General features: G+C 37.8%; 18 protein-coding genes. 4 read left to right on the forward strand and 14 right to left on the reverse strand.

Going from position 1 to position 26,333, the window contains the following annotated elements:
* Nucleotides 1-21 precede the first annotated feature (21 nt).
* The 12 genes from QM491_RS16095 to QM491_RS16150 form a co-directional block, all read right to left on the reverse strand.
* Nucleotides 22-723 carry an L-ribulose-5-phosphate 4-epimerase gene (locus QM491_RS16095; RefSeq protein ID WP_095168303.1) on the reverse strand — a complete coding sequence of 234 codons (702 nt, stop codon included), beginning with the start codon at nt 721-723 and terminating at the stop codon, nt 22-24.
* Between the two features lie 76 nt (nt 724-799).
* Entirely contained in the window at nt 800-2,338 is a 1,539-nt protein-coding gene (locus QM491_RS16100) for an alpha-N-arabinofuranosidase (RefSeq protein ID WP_283328537.1), read from the reverse strand.
* Nucleotides 2,339-2,490: 152 nt separating this feature from the next.
* Nucleotides 2,491-3,996: an L-arabinose isomerase gene (gene araA, locus QM491_RS16105; RefSeq protein WP_283328539.1), complete on the reverse strand. Its 1,506-nt coding sequence runs from the start codon at nt 3,994-3,996 to the stop codon at nt 2,491-2,493.
* Between the two features lie 116 nt (nt 3,997-4,112).
* Nucleotides 4,113-5,750, reverse strand: a complete 1,638-nt coding sequence (locus tag QM491_RS16110) for a ribulokinase (RefSeq protein ID WP_283328540.1) — start codon at nt 5,748-5,750, stop codon at nt 4,113-4,115.
* A 197-nt stretch (nt 5,751-5,947) separates the two neighbouring features.
* Complete coding sequence (locus QM491_RS16115) at nt 5,948-6,649, reverse strand: NUDIX hydrolase (protein ID WP_283328542.1); 702 nt, start codon at nt 6,647-6,649, stop codon at nt 5,948-5,950.
* Between the two features lie 451 nt (nt 6,650-7,100).
* Entirely contained in the window at nt 7,101-8,063 is a 963-nt protein-coding gene (locus QM491_RS16120) for an arabinan endo-1,5-alpha-L-arabinosidase (RefSeq protein WP_283328544.1), read from the reverse strand.
* Nucleotides 8,064-8,141: 78 nt separating this feature from the next.
* Nucleotides 8,142-10,124, reverse strand: coding sequence for an alpha-L-arabinofuranosidase family protein (locus QM491_RS16125; RefSeq protein ID WP_283328546.1), 1,983 nt, complete (start codon nt 10,122-10,124; stop codon nt 8,142-8,144).
* A gap of 143 nt (nt 10,125-10,267) precedes the next feature.
* Complete coding sequence (locus tag QM491_RS16130; RefSeq protein WP_283328548.1) at nt 10,268-13,660, reverse strand: VCBS repeat-containing protein; 3,393 nt, start codon at nt 13,658-13,660, stop codon at nt 10,268-10,270.
* Nucleotides 13,661-13,705: 45 nt separating this feature from the next.
* The gene (locus QM491_RS16135) at nt 13,706-15,190 is read right to left on the reverse strand and encodes an arabinan endo-1,5-alpha-L-arabinosidase (RefSeq protein ID WP_283328549.1); all 1,485 of its coding nucleotides are present in this window, start codon (nt 15,188-15,190) and stop codon (nt 13,706-13,708) included.
* Between the two features lie 200 nt (nt 15,191-15,390).
* On the reverse strand, nt 15,391-16,944 hold the full coding sequence (locus QM491_RS16140) for a RagB/SusD family nutrient uptake outer membrane protein (protein WP_283328551.1): 1,554 nt from the start codon (nt 16,942-16,944) through the stop codon (nt 15,391-15,393).
* An 87-nt stretch (nt 16,945-17,031) separates the two neighbouring features.
* Nucleotides 17,032-20,367 (reverse strand): SusC/RagA family TonB-linked outer membrane protein, encoded by a 3,336-nt coding sequence (locus tag QM491_RS16145; RefSeq protein ID WP_283328552.1) that lies wholly within the window; start codon nt 20,365-20,367, stop codon nt 17,032-17,034.
* A 282-nt stretch (nt 20,368-20,649) separates the two neighbouring features.
* Nucleotides 20,650-21,699 (reverse strand): FecR family protein, encoded by a 1,050-nt coding sequence (locus QM491_RS16150; RefSeq protein ID WP_283328554.1) that lies wholly within the window; start codon nt 21,697-21,699, stop codon nt 20,650-20,652.
* 333 nt (nt 21,700-22,032) lie between these two features.
* On the opposite strand from QM491_RS16150, the gene QM491_RS16155 reads away from it, so the two are divergent.
* Nucleotides 22,033-22,638: an RNA polymerase sigma factor gene (locus QM491_RS16155; protein WP_283328555.1), complete on the forward strand. Its 606-nt coding sequence runs from the start codon at nt 22,033-22,035 to the stop codon at nt 22,636-22,638.
* Here QM491_RS16155 and QM491_RS16160 read toward each other — a convergent pair.
* Nucleotides 22,635-23,627, reverse strand: coding sequence for a bile acid:sodium symporter family protein (locus tag QM491_RS16160; protein ID WP_283328556.1), 993 nt, complete (start codon nt 23,625-23,627; stop codon nt 22,635-22,637). The genes QM491_RS16155 and QM491_RS16160 overlap by 4 nt on opposite strands.
* Nucleotides 23,628-23,764: 137 nt before the next feature.
* Here QM491_RS16160 and QM491_RS16165 point away from each other — a divergent pair, with 137 nt between their 5' ends.
* From QM491_RS16165 to QM491_RS16175, 3 genes are all read left to right on the forward strand, one after another.
* A complete protein-coding gene (locus QM491_RS16165; protein WP_283328558.1) occupies nt 23,765-24,196 on the forward strand; it encodes a MarR family winged helix-turn-helix transcriptional regulator in 432 nt (143 codons plus the stop codon).
* 93 nt (nt 24,197-24,289) lie between these two features.
* On the forward strand, nt 24,290-24,706 hold the full coding sequence (locus QM491_RS16170) for an organic hydroperoxide resistance protein (RefSeq protein ID WP_166551205.1): 417 nt from the start codon (nt 24,290-24,292) through the stop codon (nt 24,704-24,706).
* Nucleotides 24,707-24,870: 164 nt separating this feature from the next.
* Nucleotides 24,871-25,584 (forward strand): recombinase family protein, encoded by a 714-nt coding sequence (locus tag QM491_RS16175; RefSeq protein ID WP_283328560.1) that lies wholly within the window; start codon nt 24,871-24,873, stop codon nt 25,582-25,584.
* 86 nt (nt 25,585-25,670) lie between these two features.
* Here the strand turns inward: QM491_RS16175 and QM491_RS16180 are convergent, their stop codons facing one another.
* Nucleotides 25,671-26,000 carry a hypothetical protein gene (locus QM491_RS16180; RefSeq protein WP_283328562.1) on the reverse strand — a complete coding sequence of 110 codons (330 nt, stop codon included), beginning with the start codon at nt 25,998-26,000 and terminating at the stop codon, nt 25,671-25,673.
* Nucleotides 26,001-26,333 lie beyond the last annotated feature (333 nt).

Raw genomic sequence — 26,333 nt, forward strand, 5'->3', positions numbered from 1 at the left:
TCAGAAATCTAAACTCATCACTTAGCATCCTTGACCGTAATACGCATTTTTGCCATGCTTACGCTCATAATGCTTTAGGCGCAAAGTGTCTTTAATGCGTGGGGTATTAGGATTGATTTGTAATGTCAAATAAGCCATACGTGCGACTTCTTCTAGAACAGCTGCGCTATAAACTGACTTTTCAGCCGTTTTTCCCCAAGTAAATGGACCATGGTTTTGTAAAAGAACCATTTCCATTTCTTTGTAAGAAAGACCTTTGTCAGCAAAACAGTTGAAGATTTGATTACCAGTTTCAAATTCATAATCACCTTCAATCATTTCGTCAGTCAACACAGGGGCGCATGGAATATCTTGGTGAGTATGATCCGCATGCGTAGTTCCGAAGATAGGAATGTCTAAACCAGCTTGTGACCAAGCCACAGCATACGTACTATGTGTATGTGTGATTCCGCCAATACCTTCCCAGTTTTTATACAACTGAGCATGCGTTTTTGTATCAGAAGAAGGGCGCATTTTGCCATCTACCACTTTGGCATCATAGTCCATAATAACGATATCCTCAAGTTTCAAAAACTCATAAGGTACACCACTTGGTTTGATAGCAAACACCGCTTGCGAACGGTCAACAGCACTTACATTACCAAAAGTAAAAAGCACCAAACCTAGTTTAGGAAGCTGCATGTTTGCTTCATAACATTCCTCACGTAGAGATTGATAAGTCATGATTGTAATTAATTTTAGGTAAAAGACTCGCCAGAGGTTTCTAGCGAGTTTTTACAATTGTATAGTAAAAGCTTTATTATTTCAGCTCTAATACTACTACCGAAGTAGCAGGTAATTTTACTTTAAGCGTACTACCAGCAATACTTGCCCCTGTAAAAGTAGTTGGCTTTACTTTTACAGGATTATCAAAGGTATTGTGGTCTTGTACTTTTGCCGACGTCAACACACGACCAGTAACTGCTTTCGCCGTGATTCCTTTCAAGTTGATAGAAATCTCTTGCCCTTTGTTAATGTCAATGTTCGTTAATGAAATATGAACAACACCCGCTTGGTCTTTTGAAGCCGAAACAGAAACCGCTGGCAATTTTTCTGATCCAAACACATAATCATTCGACTTTATTTCAACAGGAATATTGGTCGCATCTTGGTGAACATTGTACATTTCCATTACGTGGTAAGTTGGAGTCAAAATCATTTTTTCCTCCTTTGTCAGCACAACCGCTTGCAATACGTTTACGATTTGAGCCAAGTTTGCCATTCTCACACGTTCAGAATGTTTGTGGAAAATATTCAAAGTTGCACCCGCTAACACAGCATCACGCATGGTATTTTGTTGGTACAAAAACCCTGGGTTTGTTCCTTGTTCAACTTCATACCAGCCACCCCATTCGTCAACTACCAAAGCAACTTTCTTTTTAGGATCGTATTTATCCATGATAGCAGTATGCTTTTGGATAAGCTCGTCCATAAACAAAGCCTGTTGCATCGTTTTGAAATAATGTTCTTCCGTAAAATTGGCTGCTGGACCTTTTTTGTCCCAATTAATAACAGAATAATGGTGCAAAGCAATACCCTCCAACATGTGGTGAGGAATATCACGCATCAAAACTTCTGTCCAATTATAATCTTTCGAGTTGGCTCCAGAAGCAATTCTAAACAACTTCGAACCGTTATCCCAATCCGTCATAAAAGTGGCATATTGACGATAAATGTTGGCATAATATTCAGCCTTCATATTACCACCGCAACCCCAAGCTTCGTTTCCAACACCCCAGAACTTCACACCCCAAGCTTTATCCTGTCCGTTTTCTTTACGCAAATTTGCCATTGGACTTACGCCATTATGGTTTACGTATTGAACCCAGTCAGACAATTCTTTTACAGTACCACTACCCACGTTACCAGCCAAGTATGGTTCTGTACCTAATTCTTTACACAAATTCAAAAAATCATGTGTACCAAAGCTATTATCCTCTGTTACACCACCCCACCAAGCATTAACGATTGAAGGACGTTGTTTTTTAGGACCAATACCATCTTTCCAGTGGTAAGTATCTGCAAAACATCCCCCTGGCCAACGAAGATTAGGAATCTTCATTTTTTTCAAGGCCTCAATCACATCCTTGCGAGCACCGTTGATGTTAGGAATCTTCGTGTTATTTTCACCAACATACAAGCCCCCATAAATACAAGCCCCCAAATGTTCCGCAAAGTGACCATATATCTGACGGTTGATTTGAGTTTTAGCTTGCGAGGCATCAAGCGTTACTTCATTTTGGGCAAATCCTTGTAATGACATAGCTGCAAGCGCTAATGTCGAAATCCATTTTTTCATAGTTTAGTTAATTAATTTAGGAGGACAGTTTGAGTGCAGTCTTTAAAGCAATGAGTATATTTTAAACACCATTCATCACTCAAAATTCTGCCTTATTACTTGCAAGGTTTAACGAGCGAATAGTGTCGAGAACACTACTCGCTCGTTTGAGATTATTTGAATGCTACTTCATTCCAACGCAACTCATTTTTTAGATTACGCAACTGAGTATCTTTATTGATTACTACTAACTCTACACCAAACATATCAGCTAAATCCTCGATATATTCAGTTGTAAGGTTTTGGCTAAATACTGTGTGGTGAGCACCACCAGCCAAAATCCATGCAGCACATCCTGTTGCCATATCTGGTTGTGGTTTCCACAATACGCGCGCTACTGGCAATTTTGGTAATTCTTCTGTTACATCCACGCCGTCTACTTCATTTACCAAGATTCTGAAACGGTTACCCATATCAATCAAAGAAACGTTCAAGGCTGCACCAGCACCACCATTGAATACCAAACGTACTGGATCTTCTTTACCACCAATTCCTAATGGATGTACTTCACATTTTACAGCACCTTTAGCAATACTTGGACAGATTTCCAACATGTGTGCACCCAATACCATTGGATTAGCTGGATCGAAATGGTAAGTATAATCTTCCATGAAAGAGTTACCGCCTTCCAAACCACTAGCCATGAATTTCATGACACGAACCATAGCAGAAGTTTTCCAGTCACCTTCGCCACCGTAACCATAGCCAGCGGCCATCATACGTTGAGAACCGATACCTGGTAGTTGTTTCATACCATACAAATCTTCGAAAGTATTGGTATAAGCACCAAAGCCACCATCTTCTAAGAATGCTTTCAAACCAAGCTCGATACGTGCTGCTTCAAACAAAGACTCACGCATGGCACCACCTGCTTTCAAAGAATCCATTACTTGGTAAGTCTCTTCATATTCTTTTACCAATTGGTTGATTTCAGCATCAGAGAATTGGTTGATTACTTTTACCAAATCACCAACACCGTGTGTATTTACTGAGAATCCAAAAGTCATTTCAGCACCTACTTTATCGCCGTCTGTTACCGCTACTTGACGCATATTGTCACCGAAACGAACCACTTTCAAACGTTGCATTTCGAAACGACCTGCCGCTACACGTGCCCAAACATTGATTTTTTGTAACACATCTTCTTGCTGCCAGTGACCAACCACAACTTTACGGCTCAAACGCATACGAGACATAATGAAACCAAACTCACGGTCACCATGTGCCGATTGGTTGAGGTTCATAAAGTCCATGTCGATGCTCGACCAAGGAATATCACGATTGAACTGTGTATGCAAATGCAACAATGGTTTTTTCAAAATATTCAAACCACGAATCCACATTTTTGCTGGAGAAAAAGTGTGCATCCATGAAATAATACCAATACAATTAGGAGCAAAGTTTGCCTCCTGACAGATATTATAAATTTCATCTGGTGTTTTCACCACTGGCTTGAAAATCACATTTACAGGGATAATCGAAGATGCTTGGAACGAGTCCGCAATGATTTTCGAATGCTCATCTACCTGACGAAGTGTTTCTTCACCGTATAAATGTTGGCTACCTGTTACAAACCACACTTCTAATGGCAAACCGCCAAATGTTTTTAAATTACTCATTGTTCTGATTGTCTTGATGTTTTAAGTTATTAGAAAGATGCTTTACGCTTTATGCTGTAAGCTGTAAGCAATAATTCAATTTGCTTATAGCCTACAGCTTACAGCTTAAGACTCTTTTATATATTCTCCTCAATATACTGTCCGATACCTTGGTATCTTTGGTATAGTGCTTCGTAGATAGGCACAACCTCTGGACGAGGCTCATAAGTTGCATCAAATGCCGAAGCCATATTTTTTTGAGCTGAAGCCATATCAGGATACACACCTGCTGCTACGGAAGCACAAATTGCTGCACCCAAAGCACACGCTTGGTCTGAACTAGCTACCTTGATCGGCATATTTAATACATCTGCCAAGGTTTGCATTACAAATGGTGATTTTTTGGCTACTCCACCAATGGCAATAACTTGCTTGATAGGTACGCCTTCTTGTTGGAATCTGTCCGAAATAGCACGTGCCCCAAAAGCCGTTGCCTCAACTAGTGATTTGAAAATTTTTACAGCATCACTACCCAAGTTTAAGCCAATGATTCCTCCTTTGAGGGTATGATTAGCATCGGGAGTACGACGACCATTCATCCAGTCAACAGAGACAATATCGGTAGCTTTTACAGGTAATTCTAAAGCTTTTTCTGAAAGATAAGGAATCAATTCAGCGCTAAGTTTGTCGGCTGCCTCCTGACCTAATAAATCACGTACTGGTCCAACAATCACCTTTTGGAACCAAGCATACAAATCTCCAAATGCCGATTGTCCAGCTTCCATTCCTAACATGCCGGGAATGATTGAGCCATCTACCTGACCACAAATACCACGAATCAACAAATGTCCAATTTCTTCGTTGGGTGCCACCAACATATCGCAAGTAGACGTTCCGATTACTTTACACAAAGAGTAAGGCTGAATGTCTGCCCCAACTGCCCCCATGTGACAGTCAAATGCACCTACACCAATTACAGCTTTATCTGAAATACCTAGTTTATCAGCCCATTCTTTTGAAATGGTACCCATACTATTGTCTGAAGTATAAGTTTCGCTAAAAAGTCTATCTCTTAATCCACCCAAAAGTGGATCTAATTTTGTCAAAAATTCCTCAGAAGGAAGACCTTCAAATTCTTGATGCCAAAGAGCTTTATGACCCGCAGCACAACGGCTTCTTCTCATGGCAATTGGGTCTGTATTACCTGTTAGTACAGCCGAAACCCAGTCACAATGCTCTACCCAAGAATACGCCTTTTCACGAATAGATTCATCTACACGAAGGGTACGAAGGATTTTTGCCCAAAACCATTCCGATGAATAAATTCCACCAACATATTTCGTAAAATCGGTATCCCAATGATGCGCCAAATGGTTAATTTCTTCAGCTTCGGCATTGGCAGTATGATCCTTCCAAAGAATAAACATACCATTCGGATTTTCAGCAAATTCTGGTAACAAAGCCAAAGGTGTACCATTTTGGTCAACAGCCACGGGAGTCGAGCCAGTGGTATCTACCGAAATACCTACAATATTTTGTTTTACCTCATCGCTCAAACCTTCTAATGCTCCAGCAATCGAATTCTCTAATCCCTCCAAATAGTCTAAAGGGTGTTGTCTGAATTGTGATGATGCTGGATCACAAAATAACCCCTGCTTCCAACGAGCATAATAATGAACGGCCGTTCCTACTTCTTCGCCTGTTGCGGTATTTACTACCAATGCTCTTACAGAGTCTGTTCCGTAATCAACTCCGATTACAAATTGATTTTTCATTCGTTGAATATATGTTTAAAGCCGAGCTGAAACCAGCCAAATGCGTTAATTTGACACAATTTTGTATTTCAAAAAAGCGAATAAGTATTTTCTCTCATAAACCTTTTGTTATTTCCCTAAGTACAAGATATTTATAAAATACTCAACTTCAGGATTAGATTTATAATTCATCACTAATTCGCTTTTTTATAAAGCTTTTATACTTTAAAATCAGAAACAAAATAATGGAACGCATTAAATTGTTTCTGATATTTTTCTTGATCTAATTTATAGAGAATCGCCTTCTTAGTAGCCGAATTCTCGTTCTTTTCACCTGTATCTATCAACAATTTTGTCGATAGAATTTTACGACTAAAATTACGACGATCTAAAGGCGTATCATAAATCGCTTCATAGAGTTTTTGCAACTGAGGAATCGTAAATTTTTCAGGCAATAACTCAAACCCAATTGGATGCAAAGCCGCTCGATAACGCAATCTTTCGAGCGCCAAGTTTACCATATTACTATGATCAAAAATGAGTTCTGGACGATTTTTTAAACTAATCCAAAAAGCATTTTGAGACTTCGCTGCATCCTGACTATGCGCATGAATATTAATCAAAGCAAAAAAACAAACTGAAACTGTTCGCTCTACAGGGTCACGATTGATTTCACCAAATGTTTTAATCTCTTCAAAGTAAATATCCTTTAGTCCTGTCAAATCGTACAAAATACGGTTGGCCGCCACCTCCAAATCTTCGTCTTCGTTCAAAAAGCCTCCCATCAATGACCACTTGCCAAGCTCAGGTTCAAAATCACGTTTGATTAATAATAACTTCAACTCTTCTCCATCAAACCCAAATACAATACAGTCGAGGGCTATAAGGATTCGAGTACTATGATTGTATCTTGTTAGCATTATTTGTTATAGTTTTTATAAAGCTTTGGGCTTTGTCATAAATAGCCTGATTACTCCTAGTAAAATAAGTTATTCGATTAAGGTAAAGTGGAAAATAAGCCTTGTGAGATTTATTTTCTACTTTAAAACTTCGAAATAACTTATTTTCACTCAAAAAAGGACTAAAATGAAGAAATTATTTCAATTTTAATCCTTTTTCAGGAAGTGAAGGGAACCAGTGATTCCCCCACTATACACTATTTATGAAATACAAATCGCTATGATTATTCAAAACGTGTTATTATGACACAATTTTAAATCAAATATTTGATTAATACAAAAAATAATGAGAAAAATTTAGAAGATTATAAAAATTATACCCCATAAGCCCCTGTAAACAAATGATTTGAGTACTTAAACATCTACAGAAAAGGATAGGAGTATTCAGTTTTGAAAAAATGGGCTATCTCTATTACTCCCAAGAAAGCACTGGCCAACCATTTTTGAATTTCATATTTATCAAAGCAAACTTTGACTTTCCTTCTTCTAAAGCATCGTAGAAATGTATGGAAGTAATAAGTTTTTTTCCATCACGTAATAATCCCACATGTCCAGGTCCCAACCTCGTATCTTGACTGCGAAGCAAAACTGTACCGCCACCTTCGGTAAGCTTACGACCAGATTGATCTAAGAAAGGTCCTAATGGGTTTTCCGAACGACCCACCACGATATAATAGGTACTATTCAAACCCTTGCAACATAGTCCATTATTTACGAAAAGATAATAGTACTTTCCTTCACGAATCAAACAGGACGCTTCCCAATCGGATTCGCGACCACCAGCTAATTTGACAATTGAAGCTCCCACTTTGCTCTTACCTGTTAAAGTATCCAACTCAACCCCTGCAATACCAGCGTGGAAGGATCCATAGGCCATATATACCCGCCCATCACCATCTTTCAAAATGCTTGGATCAATGGCATTAAAATCCTTTTTCTCTTGTGACTTTACGACCATACCTTGGTCTGTCCATCCGTAGTTGGGACTATCAGGATTGAGGCTTGATGACGTCACCAATCCAATAGCAGAGGTTGGGGAGCCAAAAGTTGAACATGAATAATACACATGATATTTTCCGTTCATAAAAATCACATCAGGTGCCCAAAAATGCCCCTTGAAGCCTTTTACAGTGCTATCAATCCAAGCAGGATGTTCTCCTTTTTTGAATATAGGAGGCGTATTCGTATTCCAAGTTTTTAGGTCTTTAGAAAAAGCAGGGGTAATACCCCAACCTGTCGAAAAATACCAATAAATATCTCCATTTTTAATAATTGTACTTGGGTCATGCACATAAGAGTGCTCAGACTGAGCAAACAAAAAAGAGGTATTGCATAACAATAGCCATGCAAGCAGATATGTGTAAATAGGCTTCATTTTTGGAGGAATTGATAAAAATAAGGGGAAAATCGTAGCAATTTTCCCCTCAAACTAAACCAGATTTTAAAAGATTTATTAAAGCGTTTTTATCCTCACCACATAGAATGAATATGGCGCGAGTTCGAGACTTACTTTTTTAGTCTTTGCATTTACCACAATTTTCTTTTCAGAAGGACTAACTTTTAAGGCTTCTTCAAAAGTATTTACGGAATTGGGATCACTTTGCATCACAATCAACTTAGCATTTGGATCCAGTTTTTTTACGCCATCCAATTGGATTTCACGCACTTGAGCTTGACTATTATTGTTCGCAATTTTCAAGATAATCTCATTGCTTGCCTTATCCCAACTAGCTGATGCATACAAGCTATCTTGTCCTATCAATGGTTGATTATTTTGTGTCATCGAAAGCACATGAGTTCCTCGATTCAATGAATATAATTGTTGAACATAATAACTTGGTGTACCAAATGATTGCAAGTTATCAACCCAAATCAAATCAGGATTCCACTGCCAACCATCAACGTGCGCAAACAAAGGAGCATAAGAAGCCATTTGAACCACAGCAGCATTACGTTCCAAACCAGTCATAAATGCAGCTTCAGAAAGCGCAGCTCTCCAAGTGTTACGATTGCTAGCAGAAGCGCCATTGTTGGTATGAGAGGCATATTCTCCTGCAAAAACTTTTGAACCATTGCGATCGTAGCTATCATAACGCCCTGCATTTTTCAAGAACCACTCTGGTGCACGGTAATAATGCTCATCAATAAAATCAGCATTCATAGCACGCAATTCTTTATTCAAATAGTCAAAACGGTCGCCGTTAGGGTCTGTACCAGAGCTATTTATCAATTTGAAATTAGGATATTTTGCTTTGATAGCTTTCGTAAATACTTTCAAACGCTCGATGTATTGTGGTCCCCAGTTTTCATTACCAACCCCCATCATTTTCAGATTAAAAGGTGCGGGGTGCCCCATTTGCGCACGCACTTTTCCCCAAGTAGTATTGATATCACCATTGGCAAACTCAATCAAATCCAAGGCATCTTGTACATACGGTTCAAGTTGATCCATAGGTACAACTTCTGCCGAATTGAATTGGCAAGCCATACCGCAGTTTAGGATAGGAAGTGCCTCAGAACCAATATCTTCTGCCAATTGTAAATATTCGAAAAATCCTAAACCAAACGTTTGGAAATAATCTGGTGCTGGACGATGCGCAAACTCGATATTCCAACGGTTCATGATCAATTGGCGTTCTTCGATTGGGCCAATTGTTTTTTTCCATTGGTAGCGGTTGTTCAAATCAAAGCCTTCAACAATACAACCTCCAGGAAAACGAATAAAGCCAGGCTTAAGATCAGCTAATTTCTGAATCATATCGGCACGCATCCCTCCAGGGCGTCCTTTCCAAGTATCTTCTGGAAAAAGCGAAATCATATCAAGGTCGATTTGACCATTTCCTTCAAACCACAAACGAAGTTTACCTTTTGCCTCAGTAGCTTTGGCATTGAAACTCACAGCTTGTCTATGCCATTGCCCATCCGTTTGAGATGGAGTAAGCGTACCTTCTCCAATTACTTGCCCTTTGGCATCAAGTAACTCAGCATGAACTTTAACAGGACTTCCTGACTGACGGTACATCACGGAAAAATCATATCTTAATCCATTTTTGATACCCATTCCACGGAAACCCTCATTAGTCAATCCAAGGTCTCCTTTTTGTGCATTTTCGACCTTAACACTCACAAAGCGAGGGTTGGCAGTGTTTTTATCAGCACGATTTTGAATCAATACTTCTCCTTCGTGAAAAGTTTTTCTTTCTATTTTCCAACCCATCAGTGGCTTTTGGAATTCGAAAGAACGGTTTTTAACCAATTCGGCATAAATACCGCCATCGGCACCGAGGTTAATATCTTCAAAAAATATTCCCCACATAGTAGGTTGTATTTCTGAAACTGGTTGCGCAACGTTCACCTTAATCGGATTAGGTGTTTGTGCTTGCGCCAACAAAGTGGTAGCCACAAATAGACTAACGGTCTTTATTATACGGTTCATATAAATAGATAAATGGGATAAGTTAATGTTTCGTATGTATATTGTTTTTAGTAAAAAAGTTATTGGCTAATAGTGTATCAGTTATTAGATTAGACTCACAATCAAAAAGACAAATCAAAGAGAATTACAGACATATTATTAATTTAATCTTTATTATCACTTAAAGGGTAATATTTTAGTCTTTGATTATTTTCTGCTACCACCAAATAAGACTTCCGAAGACCATGAATTAGTTGTATTGCTTTAGCATCACCTCTCAAAAATAAACCCTGATAACCAATAGGTTGAGGTACAAAGCGCTTTTGTTTTGTTCCTAATAAAATTAACCCGTAACTGGCGTCAATTCTTCCTGTGGTTATTTCGGTTTGAAATTCATTGCCTCCCAGAATCAAATCTAGTATTCCATCGGCATTGACATCAGCAGCTTCGATAGCGTTAATTGGCGCTAGTTGAGCCTCAATGGGTAACTCATGCGTGACAAACTTTCCTGCTTGATTTTCGAGCCAAACACTTTGACCATAGTCACAGCTCAAATCAATAAGTGACTCTTTTCCAATATGTTCCAATAAATCAATCATATTTATTTCAGCAAAATCGCGGTGCAATAAAAATTTCTTTTTTATCGTGGGCGTTTGTTCCGCAAATTGATTGCGGTCTAAATCGGGATACAATTCAAAACTTCCTGTTTTGTTTTTCAAAAAGTAGGCTGGAAGCAACTCATTTGTACCATTATTGTCAATATCTTTGGCAAAAAGATGATACGGTCTTGTTTCTGAAATATGATATTTTTGATTCATTCCCCAATTTCCCAACACCAAATCTTGATCACCATCGGCATCTAAGTCTTTGGCAATAATACTTCGCCACATTCCTTTTCTTTGAGTCAATTCGCTAGCTTCAATATCTAAGCTTAATTTTCCATGTTGATTTTTGAAAAATTGAACGGAAGTCCATTCTCCTACGATTACTAAATCAATCTGATTATCGTGATTATAATCTGTCCAAACTGCCCCTGTAATCATTCCAGCATACAGAAGGTCAGGTGCTAATTGAGCTGTTTGTTCTTTAAAAAAACCATTTTGGTTAATCAATAAATAACTCTGAGGAAGTTGAGGAAAATGTTCGGCATCGAGACGACTACCTACAAAAATATCTTGGTCACCATCATGGTCGACGTCTGCAACTGCTAAGGTAGTACAAAAAGTTTGAAGCTGTGCAGGGATTGCCATTAAATTCTGCTGAAAATTGCCTTTCCCATCATTTAAAAATAATTGTACCGAACTTTGATAGCCTCTTGGATACTCGGTACTTCCACCTGCCAGAAGCAAATCCAAATCGCCATCGTTGTCGGTGTCTACCAAAACCGAAGCCAAATCTTCTTGCAATTTTGAGGTTTGAACTAATATTTGAGCCTTAAAACCACCCGTTTTTTCCTGAATAAAAAAACATCCATTCTGACGAGAAGCTCCTCCTACAAAAAAATCCTCAAGCCCATCACCATTGACATCGCCTTTAGCAAGGCATGGACCTAATTGCGAATATTTTTGTGGTTGCAAACGGCGATTATAATAGTCAAAAAATGGAATTTCTTGATGAACAAAATCAAGTTCAATACCTTTATCCTCAAAGGATTTTGTATAAATACTTGCTAAATCTATAGCTTCATTTTGTTTTAAAAGCAAGCTTGTATTTGCTTTTACTCGAAAGAGCCTTTGTACTTTTTGGTTCGACCAAGTCACTATTAATGAATCGATTAACTCACTTTTACCTAAACCAACATGTAAACGATTTTCGACAGAAGAAGCATATCCACGAACGGGTTGTTGTTCGAGCATTTGTACTTTACCTTTCGTATAAATTTCAACTTTTGTACCAAAACCATCCAAATTTCCTTCATTCCCTTTTAAGGTAATCGTTAAAAAGTGAACGTTATCAGTATCATTATTCAGGGTATTCTGGTAAAGAAATGCCTTTTGATTAGTGTTATTAATGACTAAATCTAAATCGCCATCATTGTCAAAATCAGCATAAGCAGCTCCATGCGAAATAGAAGGATTTTCGAGTCCAACATCTTGAGTAATATCTTCAAATTGAAGGTTTTGAGTATTTCTAAAGAAAAAGTTATTCAACTTAATTGCCCCAAATTCATCCAGTTTTTTCCGTAAATCATGAATACTTTTTGTATCAAAAGCATTTAAACTATTACTGCCCCCACCAAACTGATAACTACTTTGTTGGGCTTCTCTAGTAAAATTTAGAAAATCATTGTTTGTCAAATCCTTGGCTAATCCGTTGGTAATATGTAGGTCTTTCCAGCCATCATTATCAAAATCAGCACAAAGCACACTCCAACTCCAATCGGTTTCTGCTACGCCAGCCAGATTACCTATTTCACTAAAAACAGGAATCTGCTGTTGATCCACACGTTGATTGCCCCGATGAAGCTGTAGCATATTTCGAGAAAACTCAGGTTGATACCCCAGTTTTCTCTGCAAATCATATTTCTCAGGACTAAAACCCAATGCCATCATTTTTTTACGCTCGTTGGTTGGCGGGAGCATATCCAGTACTGTAATATCTGGCAAAAGGTCATTATTTAGGTCAGCTACATCTACCCCCATGCTGTTATAGCTCTGATGCTGAGTGGCTTGTGCTATAACATTTTTGAAGGTTCCATTTTGTTGGTTCAACCATAGTTTATCATTGCTGAGATAATCATTGGCAACATAAACATCGGGATAGGTATCTTGGTTAAAATCGGCGACAGTTATGCCTAAGCCATATCCATCTTCCAAAATTCCAGCTTGAATCGAGACATTCTGAAAAATAGGGTGCCCCAATTTCTTATCAAAACCAAGATTTTGATAAAGGTGGTCAGCGGCAGGCGATGTTCCAGATGAATCTGGCGGAACCAGTTTATTTGGTTGAGGATTAAACAATTGGTGATTCAATACATATACATCCAAATCGCCATCTTTATCATAATCTAAAAAACAAGCTTGTGTCGAAAAGCCTTCATCCGCTAACCCATAGACTTGAGCTTCTTCCTTAAATGTCAGGTTTTTCTGATTAATTAATAAAATATTTTTTCGATTTTGAGGATTTTTATGATGTGAAACGCAAATGTAAATATCCTGCCATCCGTCTTGATTAATGTCTACGATGCTCACGCCTGTACACCACAATAATTCAGGAATATTAGCCTTTATGGTAATGTCTTCAAATTGCATTTTTCCTTTATTCAAATACAAGCGAGGACGTACTTGACTACCCACAAAAATCACATCTTGTAAGCCATCATTATCAAAGTCACCAACACCTACGCCTGAGCCAATGTACATATATTCATTGGTATAAAAATTCACAGAATCAGATTCCGTCAAAGTATTACTGAAATCGATATGCGACTGACTACTCGAAATGGACACAAAATGCAAAGGGCTTTTAGACTTCTTTTGACATGAAGTAACTCCACCCAAAAAGATGAAAAACAGAAAGATATATCTTTTTGAAAATGTCAAAAAAGAATGTCTCATAAGCATTTGGTAAGTTATTTTAGTGGTATGCAGTTTTTTGGAAAGCTATTTCTTCTTTCCCCAAATGGCTGTTCCTTTATTATTCAAACCTGAAAAAAGGATTGTTTCCTTCTTATTTTCCCAATCACGGCCTCTCTCTACCAATACTTCGTCGGTAAAGCCATTACTCCATTTCATCGTAAGCCAAGGCGCTGAATATGACCATGAATTGGTTGTACTTCCGTTGATACCGCCATTGGCATCTAATGAAATAGTGGTAGCTACTTGAAAATCAGGAGAATTTTGTTCCTTATCATAGCCAGGCACAACTCTATATCCTAAGATAACTTGCTCCCAATCGCCCACTAAATTTTCTTTAGTAATAGCAGTGGTAAATTCTCCTGCATATCGCTCAGGAGAAACTACAGGCCAACCATCTTTTGTCCAAAAGATTTTACGTACATGCAAAATCATAAAATTAATATCTTGTCCCGGACGACCCTGATGCGCCATATAATACTGCCCATTATTTTCAAAAACGCCACAATGTGCCACACCTTGCCATCCTGCATGACCTGCAAATTGATAAGGAGCCAATATCATCGGACCATGGTCAATATCTTCATTGAGGTTACGTCCTTCATAGTCATAAAAAGGGCCTTCTGGCGAGTCAGAACGCCCTACCCTTACATTGTACTTGGTTGATAACCAGTCATAAGAAATAAATAGAAAGTATTTTTTAAGATCTTTATTATAAATAATCTCTGGACCTTCGATATTACCGTTATACTGTCCATTGGTAAAACCACGATTCGCAATTCTTTTACCTTTGTCACCTGCTACCAATGGTAAACCAGTGGCAGGATTAAGTTTCAGCATATAAATTCCATCCCAAGCCGAACCATAATAAAAATAGTGTTCGCCTGTTGGTGTAACTACCACAGTTGGGTCAATCGCATTGGTTTGACGTGTATTATCATTTTGAGAAGTAACCACCAAGCCTTGCTCTTTCCAAGGACCCAAAGGTGAACTAGCAGTAGCCAAACCAATCACACTTAAACGAGGGTCGCCAGAAGAAAGTGAGTAGTACAATCGAAATTCATTTCCTACTTTCATTACATAAGGTGCCCACAAAGAATTAAACGGCTGAATCCCTTTTTGCTTGATAAAATTTGCACCTAACGTTGGCAAACCATCAAATACCCAACCATAAAACTTCCATTCTATCAAATCTTTTGACTGTCGAATCTGAATCCCCGGGCGAATATCTGTTCCATAAGCTACATCGGTATTGTAGCAATAATAGGTATCTCCATCCTTAATAATTGATGGGTCATGAACATTGTATGGCCCCCAACGCAAATAATTACTTGCCGCAGCCACATCTGCATAAGAGTCTTTGATAGAATTAATATCAAAAGCTGAGGCAGTTGGCGTAGGATTGGGGGGTGGAGTTGGCGTGGGATCAACTGCACTTTTTGAACAAGCACTAATTCCCAAGATTAATAGGAGAAAAGTAATGTATAAATATTGTTTTGTTGAGAAAAGCATAAGACGACAAATTGAGATACCATGTTAAATAATGGTAGGTAAACATCAAGTATTTTTAGGTTTAGAGGAAATATTTGTACTGAAAAGGCAAGCCATAGACAAATGCAAAAGGTATTTTTCTTCATAAATATTTCGCCATTTACCTACAGCTTGATAGCCTTTATTTTTATATTCAATGGGTTCAAGTAATTTATAAAAATCTAATAACCAGCATTTTGCTTAACACCAGGGTTGGTATTTACCTCTCGTTGCGGAATTGGATAAAACTCTCTACCTGCTTGATAAGTATTAAACTCAGGGTCACGAAGCTTCAGCTCTGCCAATTTGGTAGCATCCTGTAGCCATCCCCAACGACGAATGTCATCAAAACGGTGACCTTCTAAGCAAAACTCCAATAGTCTTTCGTGTGCCAACTGCTCACGCATTTGAGCGGCCGTCATATTAGGTTTGGTCGTAGCCAAATTAGGCAATCCTACTCGTGAGCGTACTTTTTGGATATATTGATAAGCCTGAGCCGTTTGTCCAGTTTCATTTAAACATTCTGCATACATCAACAAAATATCCGAATAGCGCAACAAACGCTCATTGATACCCGAACGCCAATCAAATTCATCTGCTTTGGTCTCGTCATTTTCATATTTACGACAGAACAAATCATTTAAGTCGTTGGGATTTGTATAAAAAGTAGCAAAGTCTTTTCCATACAATTTCATACCACCAGGTTTATTGTAAAAAATCGTTGCCTCCAAACGAGGGTCATCTTTCCCCGCAGTCGTTTTTTCTACCAAAAATTCATTGAATACCGAGCGAGTGGGTTGCACGTCTGTCCAGCCAAAACCACGTGGCCCATAAGTAATAGCACGACCCGAAACCGCTCCCCATCCTGGAGCAGGCTCGCCACCCCAGTTCATATCTTTACCGCCAGCATCACGAGAAAATTGTACCTCAAACAATGATTCTTTATTGTTTTCGGCAACTTCTGTAAAATTATCACGATAGTTTGGCATCAAATCATATACCCCTAAATCTATCACGGCTTTGAACTGCGTAGCAGCTTCGGCGTATTTTTTTGTAAATAAGTATGCTTTTCCTAAATACCCCAATGCTGCACCTTTAGTAGCACGTCCAGTTTGACTTTTATCTGGTCCTGTTACATTATCATAACTTACAGGAAGTAATTCTGATGCTTTTTTCAAGTCAGAAATTACCTGTGCCCAACCTTCCTCTGCGGTAGATTGCTTGACATAAAAATCTGCTGTGCTTTTTACCGAAGTAGTTGGTAACATTACATTGCCAAACAAATTGACTAAATGATAAAAATAAAGTCCTCGCAAGAAATAAGCCTGTCCCAAAACACGGTCTTTTACCGCTTGATCCATGGCGATTTTTGGTACAAAGTCCAATACCTGATTAGCTTTAGAAACACCTTCATAATACGCACCAAAAGCCCAGCCATAAATCGCATCATTCCCTGTATTTAAGGCAAACTTTCCTGAATTGTACATTTGATCCCAAGGGCTATTACTCTTAATATCATCGCCACGAGTATCGAGCAACACAGGAGTACTACGCATGTAGCCCCCATCGATAATCAACGTTTGGTAGGCAGCATTCACTCCCTTAATCGCATCATCTTGTGACTGCCAAAAAGTAGCCGAAGTTTGCTGATTGGGGTTTGTTTGCTCCAAGTCTTTTTCACAGCCCGTAGCCAACATCATTGCGGCAACGAACGCTATTATATATTTTTTATTCATGGAAAATCTAAAATTAAACGATTTTGTAAAGTAACTCATAGACAGATAGCGCCCTAAAAATGGCACTTTTCGACTGTTTACATCAAATTAGAAACCTACTTGCAAACCAAGCATAATAGTACGAGGGTTTGGATAGGAGCCATAGTCTAATCCTCTACTCAACAAACCATCACTTGCAAAGTCAGGGTCATAACCTCGATACTTTGAAATCAAGAAAATATTCTGACCCGATGCGTAAATTCTGATTTTACTTACACCTTTAATTTTGTTTAATACACTTTGGGGAACATTGTATCCAATTTGCGCATTTTGCATACGCAAATACGAGCCACTTTCTACAAATCTGTCAGAATCACGAGTATTAGCATTTGGATCACCAATCACTGGGCGAGGCACATTGGTATTGGTATTAGTTGGAGTCCAATAGTTGAGGGCGTCTACGTGGTGATTACCATATTGCTCAGCCATCAAATCACGATATACACCATTGTAAACCTTATTACCTGCCTGACCCTGCATAAAGAATGATAAGTCAAAGTTTTTGTATGATGCGCCAAAGTTCAAACCATAATAGAAGTTTGGAATAGAAGAACCCAAATAAGTACGGTCGCCTTCGGCTGTGATTTTGCCGTCACCATTGAGGTCTTTAAACTTAATATCTCCAGGAGCGGCGTTCAATTGTGTAGCGTGATTTTTCACATCATCAGTATTTTGGAAAATACCTTCGGTCACATATCCATAAATCTCTCCTACAGAATGTCCAACTTCTGTTTTACTGGCTGCACCATAAATCGGCTCGTTGTTTCCACCCAAGGCTAATACTTTATTGTTGAGTGTATGTGCATTGGCAGAAATTTCATACTTAAAATCACCCGTTTTTTTACGATAAGTTGCTGTTAATTCCACCCCAGAGTTGCTCACCGAAGCAATATTTGTTGTAACGCTCGCATTGGTAGAACCCACCGAGGCAGGAATAGGAATACCCACCAACATATCATAAGCACGGTTGTCAAAGTATTCGGCAGTGAACGAGATTTTATCATTCAAGAAACCAAAATCAACCGCCACGTTGGTTGTTCTTTTAGATTCCCATTTAATTGATGGGTCAACCACTTGCGTACGAGTTGCACCTGGAGCTAAAGTATTGTTGAACACATAATTAGCATTGGTATTGATATAGGTATCATAAAGATATTGACCAATAGATTGATTACCTAATTCGCCAAAACCACCTCTCACTTTCATGCTATTGATAAATTCTGGTAACTGAATATCATTGTGTACATTCCAAGCAGCAGCTAGTGACATAAAGTTACCAAAGCGATTAGATGGACTAAATCTTGAAGAGCCATCACGACGGAAGTTGAATGTCAACAAGTATCTATCTCCATAATTGTAGTTCACACGACCCAAATACGATTGAAGAGCAGCATTCCACTGATATTCGCTAATACCACGACCACCAGATGCCTCTAATCCAGAACTTAGTGTCAAGAAATAAGGCTCAGTAAGTCCTAGAGCCGTTCCAGTCATGGACGCCCACTCATCTTTTTGATGCGTAATACCTGCTAAAACATCAACTTTATGACGACCAATTTCTTTGACATACGTAGCAGTATTTTCAATCAAGAAGGTATTTGCACCACCACGTGTTTGAGATAAAAATGCTAATGGCGTTAGATAGTAAAAACCTAAATCATATTTTGGTTCAAAGAAGAAATCTTTCCAGTCTGTTCTATCGTAACTTACACTTAATCTGTATTTTAGATTTTTAGCTAATTCCAATTCGCCCCAGAAATTTCCTAAAATACGGTTACGATCTCCTGTACTTTTCAATAAAGCATTCATCCCTACTACGTTCAAAGTAATAGCTCGTTGTGTATTGTTGTCGCTACCACCATAACCGCCTAAACGATTTGAATCATAAACAGGCATAGTCGGAATGGCAGTCAATAAACTGGTTACACTTCCTCCAAAAACAGCATGTTCTCTTGTATTGGCATTGTTTACCTTGTGTGACTGCGTGTAAGCAAACTTTGCTCCAAAAGAGAAAATACCTTTTTTACCAGTCAAGTTACCATTCAAGCTATAACGAGTATAGTTTTGAGGACCAGTATAGGTACTACTTTGATCAAAATAACCTACAGAAACACTTCCTCTTAGAACCTCAGTACCACCCGAAAAGTTGAGGTTATGGTCGGTAATTTTACCAGTTTTAAAACCTTCTTTTTGCCAATCAGTATCTACTTTACTGATATAAGACGGGCTTTTCGGATCATTGGCAGGCGCTACCAACAAGCCAGCATTCAACTCTGCTGCACTTGTAATATTCTGATAGCCAACACGATTGGTTACAGGAATTCGTCTAGCAATTTCTTGCACACCAGCATATCCTGAATAATCAACTTTCAACGGTCCTGCTTTTCCTTTTTTCGTTGTAATAATCACAACGCCAGTGGCTGCACGAGCTCCGTAAATAGCACCAGCAGAGGCATCTTTCAAAACCTGAACACTTTCTATATCATCTGGTGAAAAATCAAAGGGTGCATCTACAGGAACACCATCAATGACAAACAACGGACTATTGTTGTTGAAAGAACTAATACCACGAATTTTAATACTCACAAATCCTCCAGGCTCACCAGAACCATGCACTGTAACCCCAGCCACTTGACCTTGGAGCATTTTGGCTACATCATAAGTCGCTGTTTTTTTGGCATCTTCCATTTTAACGATACCTACAGAACCCGTCAAATCTTTGACTTTTTGCGTACCATAACCAACCACTACTACCTCATCGAGTTTGGCGATGTCGGCCGTTAACTCAACATTGATAGTACTGCGACCACCCACACGGATTTCTTGTTTTAAGAACCCTACAGATGATATTTCAATGACAGCATTGGCATCGTCTACCTCAATTTTGTAGTTTCCTTGTGCATCTGCTACCGTTCCTTTATTTGTTCCTTTAATTCGAATAGTAGCACCAGCCACAGGCTGATTATCTTCACGGCTCGTTACTCGACCAGACACGTGCAATACTGCGCCAGACAGTGTAATATCTTCGAGAATGGCGTTTGACTGTACGTTTGGGTTAAAATTTCGGTCGGTATTGGCTGTATTCAAAACATGGATATTACCACGTACTTGCTTGAATTGAAGGTTTACCTCTTTGGTCAAGAAATTAAGAACTTCCGAAAGCCTCTTATTCTGCACATTCAAAGTAACTTTCACCTGCTCGTTGAGATAAGCATCATTGTATGAAAAATGAAATTGCGTTTGCTTTTCGATTTCTTTGAATACCTGAACAATCGTAGCTTTTTCTACTTTCATGTTCAGACGAGTATCCTCGATATTTTTGGCTTGTGCACCAAAAATGCCTAGAATATTAATTTGTAAAATACTCATGAGGAGCATTAACATAGTCGTAAATCGTTTTTTTAACTGGAGAAGCGACTTGGGTCGAAGGATTTTCATATATTTGATTGGGATTTTGATGATTGAAATAATTAAAATTCCTAGTTCTGCTCTATCGCACAGACGCCAATCTTTTTAGATAGCTCAGAACTCAATCAAGGAGCCGACGCATAGTCGGCTTTTTTTGTTTGGTTAGCTGGAGTTTTGAAGCAAAGAATTCATAATTAATGTTTAGATATGTTAGCGAAAAATATGAATATGGTTGGTGATATTGCTTTTGGAAATAGCTTATCTATTTGATACGATTTTTACTTCTTTTCCCTTGATTTCAAAATCAAATCCTGAAGTAAATCCTATACCTGTCAAAACATTTTCGAGAGATTCGTCATAAAACTCACCACTGTATCTCCCTTTCAATTTTAGGGCTGGATCAACTATAATTTTAACACCATACCAAGTTTCGATTTTTGATAAAACGCTTGGCATGTCTTCCTTAGAAAAGTACAATATATTATCCTTCCAAGCGAGCTCAGATTTTGGGTCAAACGTACTGACCTCTATCTGCTTTTGAGTTTCATGCCAAACGCCCATTTTGCTAGGGGTAAGTATTTCTGATTGATGATTTTCGACAACACTCATACTTACTTTTCCTGTTCTTACAGCCACCTTTCCAATGGCATCTTTTTCAGAATCATTTACAGAAAAACTTGTCCCCAAAACTCTAGTTCTCAAATGTTTTGATTCTACCACAAACGGTTTTTGTGGATTTTTCACAACATCAAAAAATGCTTGTCCATTCAGTTCAACTTTTCTAATTGTATCTTGAAAATCAGAATTATACGAAATAGAACTTCCTCCTTGAAGCGTTACAATTGAGCCATCAGGAAGAATCACTTTTATTCTTTCGCCTGGATTAGCACCATAAAATTGCTTATTTCCCATGGTCAAAACAGAAGTCATCAAACGCTCTTTAGCAAATTCTGTTTGTAATGAATAGGTAATTCCAATAACCACGGAAGCTGCCACCCACCAAAATCTTTTAAGATTATTCGTGAAAATTGAAATAGCGTGTTGCTTTTCTGCGTCAGAATTTTGAGCAACAGTCGATTTGATACTTTCAAACATCGCATCTAACTCCTGTTTGTCTAAATGATACTGATGCTTATAGGCAAGGTTTTGAATAATATTTTTGGCAAGCTCAAACGTCTCTTTTTTGTCAGGATTATTCAAAAGCCAATTGTTCCAAAACTCGTTTGAAACATTATCTGGCTCTTTTACCCATTTTACAAATGAAGAGTTACTCAGAAATTGCTCTATATTGGGTTGATTCGATTCCATAGTTTAGTTCTTTCAAATACAGAAAGACAAAAACTCAAGGAATGACCATAGTGATTGAAGAAAAAATTTTACTTTTTTTAGAAAAAATAAAATTATACCATTTAACATTCTGATAATGAAAGATTTACATTATCAATAAAAATTATCAAATACTAGCTATTTAATAACTTTATAAATTTTTTTTTGCATTTTATTGAGTAGTAAATCAAAAAATATCCTACATTTGACCTAAGGAATGAACAATTCCCTTTTTATTTAGCCTCAATTGTGTAATAATGACACATATAGGTCACCAAATTGAATTAACAAGCCATATATTTTAATTGAATAGCCATGAAAAATCTCTCCGAAGAGCAAATTTGGAAAGCATTTAAAGATGGAAGCGATGAAGCCCTAAGTTTTATCTACTATCAATATGCCCCAAAGTTATATAACTATGGCAGACAGTTTTGTGCTGAAGCAGACCAAGTAAAGGATGCAATTCAGGATTTATTTTGCGAAATGATTCAATCAAGAGGGCGTCTAGGAGATACAACTTCGATTAAGTTTTACTTATATGCGAGTTTGAAACGTAAACTGATGAGAGTTCAGGAAAAGCAACAAAAACAGTTTGCTTTTATAGGCTTAGAAGGCGGTTTTGAACTTAATATTTCTGATGGAAATGACTTATTTAATCAGATATTTTCAGCAGATACCAGTCAGATCATAAAAGAAGCATGTGCAAAGCTTCCCGAAAAACAACGAGAAGCTATTGCTTTATACTTTTTTGAAGGGCTAAGTTATGAAGAAATTGCCCAGATTATGGCTATGACTAAAGTAAAGTCAGCGAGAGCCTTAGTCTATCGTGCCCTAGAATCATTATCCGAAGATTTGACAATACAACAGCATGTTTCACAGTCTATTACAGCTTTGTGGGCTATATGCCTAACCACTAATTAATGATTGGCTTGTTGAGCCATTTTTTCGCCACGCTTTCGGGCTAGATAACTTGCACCAATAAGTTGTCCAGCATGATAAATCATAATGGGCAATAAATAAATACCAACCTCAGCACCTGCTCCAAACAACACTTTACTCATAACAGTACCATGCACTAATGATTTTTTGGATCCACAGAATATGGCCGTTGAAGTGTCAGCTTCGTTAAACCCAAGTTGATGCGCACACCATTTTATCAATTGATACACTACTTGAAATAGTACAATCATACCTACAGACAACCAAATGATATTACTTATGGGTAAGGTTGCAAATATATGGTGGTCAAACGAATCACAAAAAGATTGGTATACAATCAAAATGATTACTGTTTGATCGACCATCTTTAAGGCAACTTTGTTTTTTTGTGCCCAAGCACCTCCAAATTTATTTAAACTCATTCCGATAATTACAGGTACTATTACTTGTAGAACCAACTTAATTAGTACATCTGTCAAATCGAAATTACTGTTGACTTGCCCCATAAACAGTGACATCCATAATGGTGTTAATACAATTCCTAACAAGCTCGAAAGTGTAGCATTGAAAATAGCAGACACTACATTTCCTCCTGATAATGAAACCATTACAACCGAAGAAGAAACCGTAGAAGGCAATGCTCCTAAGTAAAAAATAGCTAACCATAAAACAGGTTGTCCTATAGAATCGAACCAAGGTTTGACTAAAAGTGCTAGCACAGGAAAAAATATAAATGTACTCGTTTGGATTAAGGTATGTAATTTCCAGTTACTGATTCCGACCAATAACTGTTTGGTATCTAATTTCAAACCATATAAAAAAAAGGTCATGCTAACCCCGTAAGTCGTTGCAAAACCCAATGCTTTATCTAAGGTAACTGCTCCTAATTGTGGATATAGATAAGCTAAGACAATAGCTCCAATCAAAGAGAGAATAAATCCATCTATTCCATATTTTGCCAAAAATTTCATATTTACTTTAATTATTGATTTCCTAAAAAAACAAAAATAGGGCTTCATGGCTTTGTTTTAGCATTTTCAGAAAATTTTAATAAAATAGCTTGCAATTAAATTGTAAACAATTTAATTTTAAACAAAAAAACAAGTAAATGAATCAACTCAAGTTAGAAAACCAGCTTTGCTTTCCGTTTTACGCTATTTCAAGGCAAATAACTGCCCTGTATAGACCATTGCTTGAACCACTCGACTTGACCTACCCACAATATCTAGTCTTGTTGGTTTTGTGGGAATCCAAAAGTTTATCTGTGAGGGATTTAGGTAAAAAGCTATTACTCGATAGTGGGACATTGACTCCGCTATTAAAACGTATGGAACAAGATGGATTAGTAATCCGCCAACGTGACAAAGCAGATGAAAGAGTCGTATTTGTAAGCCTGACAGAGAAAGGAATTACACTAGAAAACAAGGCAAAAGATATTCCCTTCAAATTAGCCTCATGCTTGGCACTTTCGATGGAAGAGTTTATCAATTTGAAAGCCCAATTAGATAAGCTAATGGAGACAACCTCAGCTTTAAAATAACAGAAAAATACAATTTCAATCATAATTCAATAAACTAATATTTGCTCTTATTAGTGGTATATTTTTCTAATAAAGCAATAAAATTATACAATCATGCAAGCATTATATCAGGCATCGGCAACAGCGACAGGTGGTCGCAATGGACAAGTAAAATCTTCAGACGGAGTATTGGATTTAGAGGTAAGAATGCCCAAGGAATTAGGAGGAACAGGAGGTGCATTTACCAACCCTGAACAACTTTTTGCTGCTGGCTATTCAGCGTGTTTTGATAGCGCTTTGAATCTTGTGATTCGTATGCAAAAAGTAACTACGGGTACAACTTCTGTAACAGCAGAGGTTGCTATTGGTAAAAACGATGCAGGAGGTTTTGGACTATCAACAACATTAAAAGTACATATTCCAGGCGTAGAAAAAGAAGTTGCACAAGCATTGGTTGAAAAAGCTCATGAGGTATGCCCGTATTCAAATGCAACAAGAGGTAACATGCCTGTAACTTTAGAAATTGTGTAAAATTTATACTTGTTTAAATTTTACTAGAAAGTCTGATCAGCACACGAGTTGGTCAGACTTTTTGTCTTTAAGGGTAGATGTCATTTGGACTTATGTATTTTTCTATTATTTTTACAAGACAATAACGAGCATTGTAGCCTTGTAAAATTTTCTAAACTATTGTCATGAAGAAGTATATTGCCTACCTGAGAGTATCGACTAAAGGACAAGAACGCTCAGGCTTAGGATTAGAAGCACAGCGAGCTATCATTTATCATTATGCAACCCTTGATAAAATTGAAGTAACGCAAGAGTATATCGAAGCAGAGTCTGGTAAAGATATAGACAATAGACCGATGCTTCAATCTGCCATTGCTGATTGCTTGAATGACAAAGATGCGTTTTTGATAGTAGCCAAGTTAGATAGACTCAGTCGTGATGTGAAAGATACTTTTGATATTTTAGAAAAAGTTCGAGGGAAATTTGTAAGTTGTGACATTCCTACTCAAAACGGGGTTTTGGATACCTTCACGTTAGCAGTTTTTGCAGGTTTGGCGCAGCGTGAACGTGAACTGATTAGCATCCGAACTAAAGCAGCCTTGCAGGCAAAGAAGAATCGGGGCGTGAAATTAGGTAAACCTGAAAATTTTACAAATGAATCAAGAGCCGTGGGAGCCGCATCGACAAAACAAAAAGCCTTAAAAAATTTAAACAATCGCTTGGCTTCGGCCTTAATTGAAAGATTCGACCGAGGATTGTACACCCTTCAACAAATTGCAGATGAACTAAACTCGAAAGGATTTAGGACCTCGAAGGGAAAAATGTTTCACCCAACTACCGTAAAAAGATTAATTGAGCGCCGAAAAGTACCTATTTCAAGCATTTTGAAGGCGTCGTAGGTAGCTTATCGTAAGGCGTCGTGGGCTGTTATAGAAAATAATCAATTCTCAGCGCCTTCGACGCTTTTATTTTATGAGTAAACTTCCTAAAATAGAGAGAGTTGAGTGCCTATCAGATGCTCTATTTGTACCCGTTTATTTCTCTCAAAATACTCAAGTGCACGAGTCAATTCTTTTCTATTTCGACATATCAAATAGGGCTTTTTATTATGGGGTCGTACCAGTCGAACATCCAATTTAAAAACCGTACCCACTCCATATTTTTGGCGAAGTTTTCGACTGCACTCAATACGAAGTGTACTATCAGCTCTTTGTCCATCTAGAGGACGTAATCTCACACGACCTCGTTCTACGATAGATTCAGCAAAAACATCTAAATACCAAATAGGTTGTTCGTTAAAAAGTGAATATCTCATTGGATTTAATCAAAATTACTAAGTTGGCAAACTCAAACCAAACTGTTAGTAAGATACTAATTATTTCAATACCTTGTATAAATCAGGAAGTTAAGAAGAGTCAAATTATTTTCGTTTAATAAAAGTATATTCAAAAATAATTTTGCATGAAGACCTATCCGATTAATAAGTTTAGCTAAAGATTTGAGGATATTTTATAGTAAATAATACTTAAACAACGCTTTTAAGATTATAACTTTTAAAAAATCATTCAAATAATTACTTTCATAATCCAAATGGAAACGTTACCGATAACGATTGCATAAAAAAATCATGAATCCTCGTTGGAATAAT

Origin of the sequence: Flectobacillus longus, assembly GCF_030056705.1 — a bacterium.
Taxonomy (GTDB): Bacteria; Bacteroidota; Bacteroidia; order Cytophagales; family Spirosomataceae; genus Flectobacillus; species Flectobacillus longus.

Coding starts and splice junctions, on each gene's coding strand:
- QM491_RS16160 (WP_283328556.1), bottom strand. CDS start 23,627: ATGAAATTTTTGGCAAAATATGGAATAGATGGATTTATTCTCTCTTTG.
- QM491_RS16180 (WP_283328562.1), bottom strand. CDS start 26,000: ATGAGATATTCACTTTTTAACGAACAACCTATTTGGTATTTAGATGTT.
- QM491_RS16120 (WP_283328544.1), bottom strand. CDS start 8,063: ATGAAGCCTATTTACACATATCTGCTTGCATGGCTATTGTTATGCAAT.
- araA (WP_283328539.1), bottom strand. CDS start 3,996: ATGAGTAATTTAAAAACATTTGGCGGTTTGCCATTAGAAGTGTGGTTT.
- QM491_RS16150 (WP_283328554.1), bottom strand. CDS start 21,699: ATGGAATCGAATCAACCCAATATAGAGCAATTTCTGAGTAACTCTTCA.
- QM491_RS16165 (WP_283328558.1), top strand. CDS start 23,765: ATGAATCAACTCAAGTTAGAAAACCAGCTTTGCTTTCCGTTTTACGCT.
- QM491_RS16100 (WP_283328537.1), bottom strand. CDS start 2,338: ATGAAAAAATGGATTTCGACATTAGCGCTTGCAGCTATGTCATTACAA.
- QM491_RS16170 (WP_166551205.1), top strand. CDS start 24,290: ATGCAAGCATTATATCAGGCATCGGCAACAGCGACAGGTGGTCGCAAT.
- QM491_RS16110 (WP_283328540.1), bottom strand. CDS start 5,750: ATGAAAAATCAATTTGTAATCGGAGTTGATTACGGAACAGACTCTGTA.
- QM491_RS16095 (WP_095168303.1), bottom strand. CDS start 723: ATGACTTATCAATCTCTACGTGAGGAATGTTATGAAGCAAACATGCAG.
- QM491_RS16145 (WP_283328552.1), bottom strand. CDS start 20,367: ATGTTAATGCTCCTCATGAGTATTTTACAAATTAATATTCTAGGCATT.
- QM491_RS16140 (WP_283328551.1), bottom strand. CDS start 16,944: ATGAATAAAAAATATATAATAGCGTTCGTTGCCGCAATGATGTTGGCT.
- QM491_RS16175 (WP_283328560.1), top strand. CDS start 24,871: ATGAAGAAGTATATTGCCTACCTGAGAGTATCGACTAAAGGACAAGAA.
- QM491_RS16135 (WP_283328549.1), bottom strand. CDS start 15,190: ATGCTTTTCTCAACAAAACAATATTTATACATTACTTTTCTCCTATTA.
- QM491_RS16130 (WP_283328548.1), bottom strand. CDS start 13,660: ATGAGACATTCTTTTTTGACATTTTCAAAAAGATATATCTTTCTGTTT.
- QM491_RS16115 (WP_283328542.1), bottom strand. CDS start 6,649: ATGCTAACAAGATACAATCATAGTACTCGAATCCTTATAGCCCTCGAC.
- QM491_RS16125 (WP_283328546.1), bottom strand. CDS start 10,124: ATGAACCGTATAATAAAGACCGTTAGTCTATTTGTGGCTACCACTTTG.
- QM491_RS16155 (WP_283328555.1), top strand. CDS start 22,033: ATGAAAAATCTCTCCGAAGAGCAAATTTGGAAAGCATTTAAAGATGGA.